This window comes from Streptomyces clavuligerus (genome assembly GCF_005519465.1).
In the GTDB taxonomy this organism is placed as follows: Bacteria; Actinomycetota; Actinomycetes; order Streptomycetales; family Streptomycetaceae; genus Streptomyces; species Streptomyces clavuligerus.
On the sequence record NZ_CP027858.1, the window covers coordinates 3,308,156 to 3,320,514 of the forward strand.

11 protein-coding genes and 2 tRNA genes are annotated in these 12,359 nt (G+C 72.7%); 4 read left to right on the forward strand and 9 right to left on the reverse strand.

Features of this window, described 5'->3' with window-relative positions; translation table 11 throughout:
* Positions 1 to 130 precede the first annotated feature (130 nt).
* The 3 genes from CRV15_RS13855 to CRV15_RS13865 all read right to left on the reverse strand — a co-directional run bounded on the left by CRV15_RS13855 (position 131) and on the right by CRV15_RS13865 (position 2,620).
* Positions 131 to 655, reverse strand: coding sequence for a flavin reductase family protein (locus tag CRV15_RS13855; RefSeq protein ID WP_063646043.1), 525 nt, complete (start codon positions 653 to 655; stop codon positions 131 to 133).
* 38 nt (positions 656 to 693) lie between these two features.
* Positions 694 to 1,149, reverse strand: coding sequence for a nuclear transport factor 2 family protein (locus CRV15_RS13860; RefSeq protein WP_003961116.1), 456 nt, complete (start codon positions 1,147 to 1,149; stop codon positions 694 to 696).
* 436 nt (positions 1,150 to 1,585) lie between these two features.
* Entirely contained in the window at positions 1,586 to 2,620 is a 1,035-nt protein-coding gene (locus tag CRV15_RS13865) for an aldo/keto reductase (protein WP_003961115.1), read from the reverse strand.
* 578 nt (positions 2,621 to 3,198) lie between these two features.
* Between CRV15_RS13865 and cs1 the strand changes: the two genes are divergently transcribed.
* Positions 3,199 to 4,173 carry a clavaminate synthase Cs1 gene (cs1, locus tag CRV15_RS13870; RefSeq protein WP_003961114.1) on the forward strand — a complete coding sequence of 325 codons (975 nt, stop codon included), beginning with the start codon at positions 3,199 to 3,201 and terminating at the stop codon, positions 4,171 to 4,173.
* Between the two features lie 373 nt (positions 4,174 to 4,546).
* Here the strand turns inward: cs1 and CRV15_RS13875 are convergent, their stop codons facing one another.
* Both CRV15_RS13875 and CRV15_RS13880 read right to left on the reverse strand, forming a co-directional pair.
* Positions 4,547 to 5,533 (reverse strand): alpha/beta fold hydrolase, encoded by a 987-nt coding sequence (locus CRV15_RS13875; RefSeq protein ID WP_003961113.1) that lies wholly within the window; start codon positions 5,531 to 5,533, stop codon positions 4,547 to 4,549.
* Positions 5,534 to 5,587: 54 nt separating this feature from the next.
* The gene (locus CRV15_RS13880; RefSeq protein WP_003961112.1) at positions 5,588 to 6,772 is read right to left on the reverse strand and encodes an LLM class flavin-dependent oxidoreductase; all 1,185 of its coding nucleotides are present in this window, start codon (positions 6,770 to 6,772) and stop codon (positions 5,588 to 5,590) included.
* 284 nt (positions 6,773 to 7,056) lie between these two features.
* On the opposite strand from CRV15_RS13880, the gene CRV15_RS13885 reads away from it, so the two are divergent.
* Positions 7,057 to 8,415, forward strand: coding sequence for an aminotransferase family protein (locus tag CRV15_RS13885; protein ID WP_003961111.1), 1,359 nt, complete (start codon positions 7,057 to 7,059; stop codon positions 8,413 to 8,415).
* Positions 8,416 to 8,520: 105 nt separating this feature from the next.
* Here the strand turns inward: CRV15_RS13885 and CRV15_RS13890 are convergent.
* Positions 8,521 to 8,593, reverse strand: a tRNA-Ala gene (locus CRV15_RS13890).
* Positions 8,594 to 8,772: 179 nt separating this feature from the next.
* Between CRV15_RS13890 and CRV15_RS13895 the strand changes: the two genes are divergently transcribed.
* Both CRV15_RS13895 and CRV15_RS13900 read left to right on the forward strand, forming a co-directional pair.
* Positions 8,773 to 9,321, forward strand: coding sequence for a helix-turn-helix domain-containing protein (locus CRV15_RS13895; protein WP_003958710.1), 549 nt, complete (start codon positions 8,773 to 8,775; stop codon positions 9,319 to 9,321).
* A 63-nt stretch (positions 9,322 to 9,384) separates the two neighbouring features.
* Positions 9,385 to 11,067, forward strand: a complete 1,683-nt coding sequence (locus CRV15_RS13900) for a serine/threonine-protein kinase (RefSeq protein ID WP_003958711.1) — start codon at positions 9,385 to 9,387, stop codon at positions 11,065 to 11,067.
* A gap of 164 nt (positions 11,068 to 11,231) precedes the next feature.
* On the opposite strand, the gene CRV15_RS36300 is transcribed toward CRV15_RS13900, so the two are convergent.
* From CRV15_RS36300 to CRV15_RS13915, 3 genes are all read right to left on the reverse strand, one after another.
* The gene (locus tag CRV15_RS36300; protein ID WP_003958712.1) at positions 11,232 to 11,366 is read right to left on the reverse strand and encodes a DLW-39 family protein; all 135 of its coding nucleotides are present in this window, start codon (positions 11,364 to 11,366) and stop codon (positions 11,232 to 11,234) included.
* Between the two features lie 168 nt (positions 11,367 to 11,534).
* Positions 11,535 to 11,611, reverse strand: a tRNA-Ile gene (locus tag CRV15_RS13910).
* Positions 11,612 to 11,692: 81 nt separating this feature from the next.
* A complete protein-coding gene (locus CRV15_RS13915; protein WP_003958713.1) occupies positions 11,693 to 12,358 on the reverse strand; it encodes a DUF3566 domain-containing protein in 666 nt (221 codons plus the stop codon).
* Between the last annotated feature and the right edge of the window lies 1 nt (position 12,359).

Consider the following 12,359-nt stretch of genomic DNA (forward strand, 5'->3'; position numbering starts at 1 on the left):
CGGGGCCGGCCGGAGCCGGGCCCGTACGGTACGGGTCCGGCTCCGGACCCGGCGGCCCGGAGCCGGGCGGGGCGGGGCGGCCCGACGGTTCCGGGGCCGGCGGTTGTGGGAGGGGGCGGCCCCCGATCGCTCAGACCGGGCAGACGGCGGACCGCCGCCCCGCCCGGCCCGAGCCGCCGCCCCCGGCCCAGTGCCCGTAGTCGCCCCGCAGGAAGACCAGGGGCGAACCCTCGCGGATCACCCCGAGGTCGCGCACCGCCCCGGTGACGAACCAGTGGTCGCCCGCCTCCGTCTCCCCCGCCACCTCGCAGTCGAACCACGCGAGCGCGTCGAGCAGGACGGGGGAGCCGGTGGCCGTCGTCCGGTACGGCACCTCCCAGCGCCCCGGATCGCCCCCGGCGAAACTCCGGCAGACCGGGCCCTGATCCGCGCCGAGCACATTGACGCAGAAACGCCCGGCCGCCCGGAGCCGCGGCCAGGTCGTCGACGACCTGGCCGGGAGGAAACCCACCAGCACCGGATCGAGCGACACCGAGGTGAACGTCCCCACCACCATGGCGGGCGGCGGCTGCCCCGGAGCCTCGGCCGGACCGGTGACCAGGACCACCCCGGTGGGATAGTGGCCCGCCACCCGGCGCAGCAGACTCCCGGACACGGACCCGTGGGTGTGCGCGGAAAGGCCCGGAGGCCGGGTCACAGCCACGGGTAACGCGCGGTGTCCTTGCCCGCGTAATCGGGGTCCAGATAGACGAAGGCCCGGTGGACGAGGAAGTCCCGCACCTCGTAGACCGTGCACCAGCGCCCGGCGGCCCACTCGGGGTCACCCGCCCGCCACGGCCCGTCCCGGTGCTCACCGTGGGTGGTGCCCTCCGCGGCGAGGAGTTCGGTCCCGGTCAGAATCCAGTTGACGGACCACAGATGGTGGGTGATCGAGCGGATGGTGCCCCCGAGGTCGTCGAAGAGCCGGGCGATCTCGGACTTGCCCCGGGCCAGACCCCACTTGGGGAAGAAGAAGACCGCGTCCTCGGCGAAGTAGTCGATCGCGGGGGTGCCGTCGCTGCCGACGCCGCCGTTGTCGAACGCCTTGAAGTACGCGGTGATGACCGCCTTGCGCTGCTCGTCCGTCATACCGGCCGATGCCACGGACATGAAACGACCTCCAGAGATTCCGGGTGGCTGTGCTGGGGCTGCGGAAGGGGTGTCCCCCGCGAAGGACGGCGGACGCCGCGGACGCCGCGGCCGTCTCCCCGGCGGACGGGTCCCAGCGTCCTGGAGAGGGCTTGGCGGCGGCTTGACGCCGTGCTGTCCCGCGGCTTGCGGAACGCGAAGTACCGGCCAGCGTACGGGCGTTGCACCGGACGTGTACGCCGGTCGGGACCCCTCGTACCCCCGGAGCCGGCCGACCCCGGCGGCTCCGGGGGTACGGACGCGCCGGACCGGCCCGAGCGAGCCGGACGGGTCGGACGGTGCGCGTGGTTCCGGTGTGTCGGACAGCTCGGACGGGCCGGACGGTGCGCGTGGTTCCGGTGTGTCGGACAGCTCGGACGGGTCGGACGGTGCGCGTGGTTCCGGCACGCCGGACGGGTCAGTTGCCGATCATGGCGAGCAATGCCGGGGTGTACCGCTCCCCGGACACCGGGTGGGAGATCGCGGCCGTCACCTCCGCGAGGGACCGGTCGTCCAGCCGGATCGAGGCGGCGGCGAGATTGTCCGCGAGATGGGCCGGGTTCGCGGTGCCCGGGATCGGGACGACGTCCTCGCCCCGGTGGTGCAGCCAGGCGAGCGCGAGCTGTGCCAGGGTCAGCCCCAGACCGTCCGCGACCGGGCGCAGCCGGTGCAGCAACGAGCGGTTGCGCGCGAGGGCCGGAGCGCTGAACCGGGGCTGGCCCCGGCGGAAGTCCTCGTCCCCCAGATCGTCGGTGGTGCGGATGGTGCCGGTGAGAAAACCCCGTCCCAGAGGGGCGTAAGCGACGATCCCGATCCCCAGCTCCCGGCAGACGGGCACCACCTCGTCCTCGATCCCGCGCGACCACAGGCTCCACTCGCTCTGCACCGCCGTCACCGGGTGCACCGCGTCCGCCCGGCGCAGCGTGGCCGCGGAGGGCTCGGAGAGACCGAGCCTGCGGACCTTGCCCTCGCGCACCAGCTCGGCCACCGCACCCACGGTCTCCTCGATCGGCACCGCCGGGTCCGTCCAGTGCTGGTAGTACAGGTCGATGCGGTCGGTGCCGAGACGACGCAGGGACCGTTCGCAGGCCGCGCGGACGTAGGACGGCTCGCCGCACAAGCCCTGGAAGGCGCCGTCGGACGAGCGCACCATGCCGAACTTGGTGGCGATCAGCACCTCGTCCCGGCGGCCCGCGACCGCCCGTCCGAGCAGCTCCTCACCGGCGCCGAGCCCCTGGACGTCGGCGGTGTCCAGCAGGGTGACCCCGGCGTCGACGGCGGCGCGGATGGTGGCCGTCGCCCGGGCGCGGTCCGGGCGTCCGTAGAAGTCGGTGGTCGGCAGGCAGCCGAGCCCCTGGGCACTGACCGGAAGGTCCCGCAGGGCGCGGACCGGCGGACGCGGAACCGCGGCGGACACGGAACCGGCCGGGGACTCGGACGGAGAGCGGGACATACGGAACCTCCACAGGCGGAGCCGGGAACGGGACGAGGGCGAGGACGGGACGGAACGAAGGAGAGGACGGGACGGACAGCACGGACGGGACGGACGGAACGGAGTCGGGAACCGGGGGGGGTGACCGGAACCGGGCCGTCCTTGGCCCTCCCCCGTCCTCCCCGCCATCCGCCGTTCTCCCCCGTTCCCTCTCCCGTCCTCCAGCCAACACCGCCGCCCTTTCCAAGCGCTTGACACGGCACCGACAGCCGCCGCCGGGCGCCCGATGGGGACCCGTGCCCGCCGGTGAGCGGCGGTGAGCGCCGGTACGGGACCCCACGCGCCGCCGCCCGGGCGCCCGCCAGGGCCCGCGCGGCCACCCCGGCCCGCCCCGGCCGGAGCGGCGATCCGGGCCGCTCGCTGCAAGAGGAACATCCACAGCCGCACAAGGAGCGCTCCGCACAGTGGGCACCACGTCCGCCCCGTCCCCCACACCGTGGCCGGTCCCCACCGGACAGCACAGCACCGCACAGCACCACATCGCACGGCACAGCACAGCACCACCGGCACGAGGAACCAAGGAAAGGAACCACACCACCATGACCTCAGTGGACTGCACCGCGTACGGCCCCGAGCTGCGCGCGCTCGCCGCCCGGCTGCCCCGGACCCCCCGGGCCGACCTGTACGCCTTCCTGGACGCCGCGCACACAGCCGCCGCCTCGCTCCCCGGCGCCCTCGCCACCGCGCTGGACACCTTCAACGCCGAGGGCAGCGAGGACGGCCATCTGCTGCTGCGCGGCCTCCCGGTGGAGGCCGACGCCGACCTCCCCACCACCCCGAGCAGCACCCCGGCGCCCGAGGACCGCTCCCTGCTGACCATGGAGGCCATGCTCGGACTGGTGGGCCGCCGGCTCGGTCTGCACACGGGGTACCGGGAGCTGCGCTCGGGCACGGTCTACCACGACGTGTACCCGTCGCCCGGCGCGCACCACCTGTCCTCGGAGACCTCCGAGACGCTGCTGGAGTTCCACACGGAGATGGCCTACCACCGGCTCCAGCCGAACTACGTCATGCTGGCCTGCTCCCGGGCCGACCACGAGCGCACGGCGGCCACACTCGTCGCCTCGGTCCGCAAGGCGCTGCCCCTGCTGGACGAGAGGACCCGGGCCCGGCTCCTCGACCGGAGGATGCCCTGCTGCGTGGATGTGGCCTTCCGCGGCGGGGTGGACGACCCGGGCGCCATCGCCCAGGTCAAACCGCTCTACGGGGACGCGGACGATCCCTTCCTCGGGTACGACCGCGAGCTGCTGGCGCCGGAGGACCCCGCGGACAAGGAGGCCGTCGCCGCCCTGTCCAAGGCGCTCGACGAGGTCACGGAGGCGGTGTATCTGGAGCCCGGCGATCTGCTGATCGTCGACAACTTCCGCACCACGCACGCGCGGACGCCGTTCTCGCCCCGCTGGGACGGGAAGGACCGCTGGCTGCACCGCGTCTACATCCGCACCGACCGCAATGGACAGCTCTCCGGCGGCGAGCGCGCGGGCGACGTCGTCGCCTTCACACCGCGCGGCTGAGCTCCCGGGTCCGACACCGCGCGGCTGAACCCACGGTCCGGGGCCCACGGTCCGGCACCGCGCGGCTGAGCCCCCGGGTCCGGCAGCGGGCGGCTGAACCCCCGCCCCGGGCCACCGCCCGACCGCCCCCGCGCACCGGACGCGCCCGCCTGTACGGCGGTCCCGCCCGGGCCCGTACACCTGAAGCGCCCGGCGGACCGCCGCCCCGCCGGGGGACGGACAGAGCCGGGTGCGGGAGGACGTCCTCCCGCACCCGGCTCCCCACCGTTCCGCACCGACCGCACCCGACCGTGCCGCAGGCGCCACCGGCACCGCACCGCCCGCGCCGGCAGCCACCACAGGCGCCACGCCGCCCGCACGGTGCCCGCGCTGCTCAGCCCCCGTCCACCGGGCTGTCCAGCAGCCGCCGCAGCGCGCCCCCGATGAACTCCCGGTCGGCGGCCGACCCCCCGGACCCCGCGAGATGCCCCCACACTCCCGGGATCACCTCCAGCGAGGCATACGGCAGCAGATCGGCCACCCGCTTCTCGTCCTCGACGGCGAAACACACGTCCAGGGCGCCCGGCAGCACCACGGCCCGCGCCGTGACGGAGGCCAGCGCCGCCTCGACGCTCCCCCCGGCCCCGGGTGTCGCCCCCACATCCGTGTTCTCCCAGGTGCGCACCATGGTGAGCAGATCCGCGGCGCCGGGCCCGGAGAGGAAGACCTGCTCCCAGAAGCCGGTGAGGTACTCCTCGCGGGTGGCGAAACCCAGCTCCCGGTGGGCACGGCGGGCCCAGAAGGAACGCGAGGTCCCCCACCCGGCGAACACCCGGCCCGCCGCCTTCCGCCCCCGCTCCCCGGCGTCGGCGCTGAGCGCCGCGGCCAGACCGGACAGCAGGACCAGGCTGTGCGGGCTGCTCACCGGCGCCCCGCAGATCGGGGCGATCCGGCGCACCATCCCCGGATGCGACACGGCCCACTGGTAGGCGTGGGCCGCGCCCATCGACCAGCCCGTGACCAGGGCCAGTTCCCGTACCCCCAGCTCCTCGGTGAGCAGCCGGTGCTGCGCCGCGACATTGTCCTGCGGAGTGATCAGCGGAAAGCGGGACCCCGACGGGTGGTTGCCGGGCGAGCTGGAGACCCCGTTGCCGAAGAGTCCGGCGGTGACGACGCAGTACCGCCGGGTGTCCAGCGGCAGCCCCGCACCGATCAGCCAGTCGTACCCGGTGTGGTCCCGGCCGAAGAACGACGGACAGAGCACCACGTTCGTCCCGTCGGCGTTCGGCGTGCCGTACATGGCGTAACCGATCCGGGCGTCCCGCAGGACCTCCCCGTTCAGCAACGGCAGTTCGTCGATCTCGAATATGCGGCATTCCACCGCTGACCTCCTTGTTCGATCCCCCCGGACAACAGGTCGGTCGTGGCCGGAGACTCAGAGCCAGTTGGGGGCGATCTCGGTGGCCCACAGCTCCAGGCTGCGCAGCTGGACATCGTGCGGGATCAGCCCGGAGTACTGGCACTGGAGCAGATACTCCGGATCGTGCCGCTCCACCAGCTTCTCGATCATGCGGTTGATGTCGTCCGGGGTGCCGACCCACTCCAGCCCCCGGTCGACCAGGGTCTTGTAGTCCGAGCCGATCGGACCCGTCTCGCCGGTCGCGCGCAGCGCCTCGGTGAAGCCCATGGGGCCGAACCAGTTCTCGAAGATGAAGCCGCCGCCGCGGGACGCCCAGTGGTGGGCCTCGCCGGAGTCCCGGGAGACCAGGACGTCCTTCATCACCCCGACCCGCTCGCCCCGCCGCAGGGTGCCGTGGCCCGCCGCCTCGGCCTCCTCCCGGTAGATGTCCATCAGCCGGGCGACGATCTGGTCGTCGGTGTTCATCAGGATCGGCACCACGCCCTCCCGGGCACAGAACCGGAACGTGTCCTCACTGAAGCTGAACGGCTGGAAGACGGGCGGGTGGGGGCGCTGGTAGGGCTTGGGCGCGATGCCCACCTCGCGGATGACGCCGTTCTCGTCGAGGCCCCGGCCGTAGCGGCGCACCGCCTCGTAGGGGAACTCCAGGTCCGGCACCGGGATCGTCCACTGCTCCCCGGAGTGGGTGAACGTCTCGGTCGTCCACGCCTTCTTGATGATCTCCCAGTGCTCCTCGAAGAGGGCACGATTGCGCCGGTCCCGCTCCCCGGCGTCGGACAGGGTGCCGCCGACCCCGTACACCTGCCCCATGATGTCGGCCCAGCGCTTCTGGAACCCGCGCGCGATCCCGACGAAGGCGCGGCCCCGGGTCATGTGGTCGAGCATCGCCAGATCCTCGGCCAGCCGCAGCGGATTGTGCAGCGGCAGGACGTTGGCCATCTGGCCGACCCGGATGTGCCGGGTCTGCATGCCGAGGTAGAGCCCCAGCATGATCGGGTTGTTGGAGACCTCGAAACCCTCGGTGTGGAAGTGGTGCTCGGTGAAGGACAGTCCCCAGTAGCCGAGTTCGTCGGCCGCCTGCGCCTGCCGGGTGAGCTGCCGGAGCATGTTCTGGTAGTTCTGCGGATTGACCCCCGCCATACCCCGCTGGACCTGCGCATGACTGCCGACCGTTGGCAGATAGAAGAGAATGGACTTCACCCTGGCTCCTCCGGTTCGCGGCGCCCTCCATTGACGTGCGCCGAAAGCGGCTCGACCGTCCCACTCCGCCCTTGAGTTCCGTCTGACGCCGCGCCAGTCGGCGGGCCGTCCGCCGGGGTGCCCGCCGGGGTCCGCACCCGCCGGACGGCACGGCGCGCACCGCGCGCGCGGCGCTTCGGGGCACCGGGCTCGACGGGGTGCTCAGCGGGACGTCCAACGGAAGGCAAGCCCCCGTACCCAGCCTGGTCAAGGCGCTCATCGCCATTCCCTGAGGAGGTCCCGCCTTGACCACAGCAATCTCCGCGCTCCCGACCGTGCCCGGCTCCGGACTCGAAGCACTGGACCGTGCCACCCTCATCCACCCCACCCTCTCCGGAAACACCGCGGAACGGATCGTGCTGACCTCGGGGTCCGGCAGCCGGGTCCGCGACACCGACGGCCGGGAGTACCTGGACGCGAGCGCCGTCCTCGGGGTGACCCAGGTGGGCCACGGCCGGGCCGAGCTGGCCCGGGTCGCGGCCGAGCAGATGGCCCGGCTGGAGTACTTCCACACCTGGGGGACGATCAGCAACGACCGGGCGGTGGAGCTGGCGGCACGGCTGGTGGGGCTGAGCCCGGAGCCGCTGACCCGCGTCTACTTCACCAGCGGCGGGGCCGAGGGCAACGAGATCGCCCTGCGGATGGCCCGGCTCTACCACCACCGGCGCGGGGAGTCCGCCCGTACCTGGATACTCTCCCGCCGGTCGGCCTACCACGGCGTCGGATACGGCAGCGGCGGCGTCACCGGCTTCCCCGCCTACCACCAGGGCTTCGGCCCCTCCCTCCCGGACGTCGACTTCCTGACCCCGCCGCAGCCCTACCGCCGGGAGCTGTTCGCCGGTTCCGACGTCACCGACTTCTGCCTCGCCGAACTGCGCGAGACCATCGACCGGATCGGCCCGGAGCGGATCGCGGCGATGATCGGCGAGCCGATCATGGGCGCGGTCGGCGCCGCGGCCCCGCCCGCCGACTACTGGCCCCGGGTCGCCGAGCTGCTGCACTCCTACGGCATCCTGCTGATCTCCGACGAGGTGATCACGGGGTACGGGCGCACCGGGCACTGGTTCGCCGCCGACCACTTCGGCGTGGTCCCGGACATCATGGTCACCGCCAAGGGCATCACCTCGGGGTATGTGCCGCACGGCGCCGTCCTGACCACCGAGGCCGTCGCCGACGAGGTCGTCGGCGACCAGGGCTTCCCGGCGGGCTTCACCTACAGCGGCCATGCCACGGCCTGCGCGGTGGCCCTGGCCAACCTGGACATCATCGAGCGCGAGAATCTGCTCGACAACGCCAGCACCGTCGGCGCCTACCTGGGCAAACGCCTGGCCGAGCTGAGCGATCTGCCGATCGTCGGGGACGTCCGGCAGACCGGTCTGATGCTCGGTGTCGAACTGGTCGCCGACCGCGGAACCCGGGAGCCGCTGCCGGGCGCCGCCGTCGCCGAGGCCCTGCGCGAGCGGGCGGGCATCCTGCTGCGCGCCAACGGCAACGCCCTCATCGTCAACCCCCCGCTGATCTTCACCCAGGAAGACGCCGACGAACTCGTGGCGGGCCTGCGCTCCGTACTCGCCCGCACCAGGCCGGACGGCCGGGTGCTCTGACCCCTTTGGCCCTCCCCGGCCCCACCGGGGCACCACCCCGCCGCACCCCGAGCGCAAAAAGACCCCTCTGCCTGCGTTTCCGCAGGTCAGAGGGGTCTGGTGCAGTGGAGCCTAGGGGAGTCGAACCCCTGACATCTGCCATGCAAAGACAGCGCTCTACCAACTGAGCTAAGGCCCCGAAGCGACAGAACGGCCCTGGACTGCTCCGTCCCGGCCACTGCCGCAGACCAGAGTACCGGGTGTTCCCGGTGATCCTCCAAAACATTGAGGTCTCCCGGTGGGCGACCACTCTCCGTAAGATGCTCGACGTGGTTCGCAGCAGCGAAGCCCGCTTGGGGAAGCGATGGGGAGACGCGCATGGACGCCGCTCAGCAGGAGACGACCGCAAGAGCCCGGGAGCTACAGCGAAGCTGGTACGGGGAGCCCCTGGGGGCCCTGTTCCGCAGGCTGATAGACGATCTGGGGCTGAACCAGGCGCGTCTCGCGGCGGTGCTGGGCCTCTCCGCCCCCATGCTCTCCCAGCTCATGAGCGGCCAGCGGGCCAAGATCGGCAACCCGGCCGTGGTCCAACGGGTCCAGGCGCTCCAGGAGTTGGCCGGACAGGTGGCCGACGGCAGCGTCAGCGCGGTGGAGGCCACCGACCGCATGGAGGAGATCAAGAAGTCGCAGGGAGGCTCCGTCCTGACCGCGAACAGCCAGACCACCAACAGCTCGGGGGCGCCGACCGTCCGCCGGGTCGTCCGGGAGATCCAGTCGCTGCTGCGGTCCGTGTCCGCCGCGGGGGACATCATCGACGCGGCGAACTCCCTCGCCCCGACCCATCCGGAGCTGGCAGAGTTCCTGCGGGTGTACGGGGCCGGGCGCACCGCGGACGCCGTGGCGCACTACGAGTCCCACCAGAGCTGACGACCGAGGCCGGCCCCGGAACGGACCAGAGCCTCATGAGGGACGGGGAGCGGACGCGGCACCATGGGTGAGGTCTTCGCCGGCCGGTACGAGCTGGTCGACCCGATCGGACGCGGAGGGGTCGGCGCGGTCTGGCGCGCCTGGGACCACCGGCGCCGCCGCTATGTGGCGGCCAAGGTGCTCCAGCAGAGCGACGCGCACACCCTGCTGCGCTTCGTCCGCGAGCAGGCCCTGCGGATCGACCATCCCCATGTCCTGGCCCCGGCGAGCTGGGCCGCGGACGACGACAAAGTCCTCTTCACCATGGATCTCGTGGGCGGCGGATCACTCGCGCACGTGATCGGCGACTACGGCCCGCTCCCGCCGCGCTATGTGTGCGCCCTGCTGGACCAACTCCTCTCCGGGCTCGCCGCGGTGCACGCCGAGGGCGTGGTGCACCGCGACATCAAACCGGCGAACATCCTGATGGAGGCCACCGGGACGGGCCGCCCCCATCTGCGCCTGTCCGACTTCGGCATCTCCATGCGCAAGGGCGAGCCCCGGCTGACCGAGACCAACTATGTCGTGGGTACGCCCGGTTACTTCGCCCCCGAGCAGGTCGAGGGCGCGGAGCCGGACTTCCCCGCCGATCTCTTCGCCGTCGGCCTGGTCGCCCTCTATCTGCTGGAGGGTCAGAAACCCGACACCAAGGCCCTGGTGGACTTCTTCACCGCCCATGGCACCCCCGGTGCTCCCCGGGGGATACCGGAGCCGCTGTGGCAGGTGCTCGCGGGGCTGATCCAGCCCGACCCCGCCGCCCGGTTCCGTACGGCGACGGGGGCCCGGAAGGCCCTCGCCGCCGCCGTGGAACTGCTTCCCGAGAGCGGCCCCGACGACGAACCGGTGGAGATATTCGACCAACTGGGCCCGCTGCCGCCGGGGTTCGGCCCCGGCGGCCCCGAGAACACGCCGCCCTCCGGTCTGCTGCGCTCGGCGGCCTCCGGTACCGCGTCCGGCGACACCTCCTCGGCCGCTTCGGCCCCCTCCGGCGGCGGTCCGGGAGCCGGTGGCCCCTGGGCTCCTCCCGGCGGTGCGCACGGTATGCCGGGGGTGCCCGCTCCCCGCAGCCCCCGCCAGGCACAGGAGACACCGGCGCCACCCGTGCCCCAGGGAGCACCGTCGGCGGCTGTCCCCCGCTCCTCGGGCACCGCGCACACCCCCCACGGCGGAACGGGCGCCTCCGCGCCGCTGCCGCCCCCGCGCCTCGGCACGGGCCCCGGACCGATGCCGTCCTCCCCGCACAGCGGAACGGCCCCCACGGCACCCCTGCACGGCGGAACGGGCGTCTCCGCGCAGCAGGGGGCGGCCCGCCCTCCGCTGCCGCCGACGGCGCACCCGGGGACGGGCGGCCTCACCGTGCCCCCGCCACCGCGTCAGCCGCCCACGCCACCGCCGCACCCGGCCATGCCGCTCACCCCGCCACCGCTGCCCCTGGCACAGGACCCCACCCCGACCCCGGTCGCCCCGCACGTCCCGGACCCGCGCTACCCGTACGCCGCCGAGTCACCGCACCCGGCCCCCGCGCCCCTCACCGGCGGATACCCCGCCCACCCGCTGCCGGTCCCGATCCCGGCGCCACCGACGCCCGCACCGGCCACCCGCCCGGCCCGCAGGCCCCAGGGACCACCCGCGAAGATCGTCGTACCGGTGCTGATCCTGGCGCTGATCTGCTTCACCGTCGGCTTCTGGGCCCTCGCCGCGGCCTGACCCGCCCCGCGCGCCCGTGTCCCGCCCCGCCGGACACGCCCTCTTCACACGCCCCCGAGAAATCCTTCACAAGCGAAAAGTCCCGGCGCTCACCACCCCCCGGAACAGCACTGAGCCCCGGCCGCCTCAAGGGCACCGGGGCTCAGTCGAATACCGTGCGTGTCTCACACACCCGAACCTGCGGGCACGGAGTCAGTCGCCTCCGTCCACAGATCCTGCTCGGCGCGATCCGCCTGGATCTGGCGGTACACGAGGAGCCCGCCGATGGCGGCCAGTGCGACCAGGAGAAGCTTCTTCACCGCGCGACCTCGTCTTTCCTTGGCGTATGACGTATGAGGACTTCTGCCGCCCGACTATACACACCGACCGATACCGTTCGGTGACCTGTGCGTCCCCGGCCCACTCCGCCACTTCGACCACCGACGCGAAAGACCCCCGATCCTGGTGGACCGGGGGTCTTTTCGTGCTGGTGGGGCTAACAGGATTTGAACCTGTGGCCTCATCCTTATCAGGGATGCGCTCTAACCAACTGAGCTATAGCCCCGCCGCGCTCTGCGCTGACCTCTGAAGATTAGCGCACGTGACGCGCTGTTCCCAAATCCGGTCCGACGGGGCCGGGGCCCGGTTACTCGTCCTCCGCCAGCGTCAGCTCGACGCCGCCCACGAAACCGGCGGAGAGGTTGTAGATGAAGGCGCCGAGGGTGGCCAGCGCTGTGGCCAGGACCACATCGATCACCGCGACCACGGAGGTGAAGATCAGCACCCGGGGCAGCGACAGGAACGACTGGAGGTCGAAGCCGTTGTTCTCGTTCGAGCCGGTGGCCTCGCTGATCGTCCCGCCGACCGTGGAGAAGACGCCCATGGCGTCCATGACCATCCACAGCACCGCGGCGGCGATGATCGTACAGATGCCCAGCGCGATGGAGATCAGGAAGCTGACCTTCATCACCGACCACGGGTCGGCCTTGGCCACCCGCAGCCGCGCCTTGCGGGTGCGGGGGGTCGTCTTGGCGCCGGTACGGGCCAGCCGCATGGCCGACTCGGCCTCGTCGGCGTGCGGCGCCTGGTAGGCCTGCGGGGGGCGGTAGGGCTGCCCGGCCGCGGGCTTGGGAGCGGCCGGACCGGTCGCTCCGGCTCCGGCTGCGGGCTTCGGCTTGTCGAAGGGGGTCTTGGGCCCCCGGGTCTCCGTCGCGGTTCCCCCCTGGGAGTCCGCGGCGGAGCCACGGGCACCGTTCTTTCCAGCTGCTCCAGCCGCTCCAGCGGCCGAACCGGCGCCCGTGGCTCCACTCACG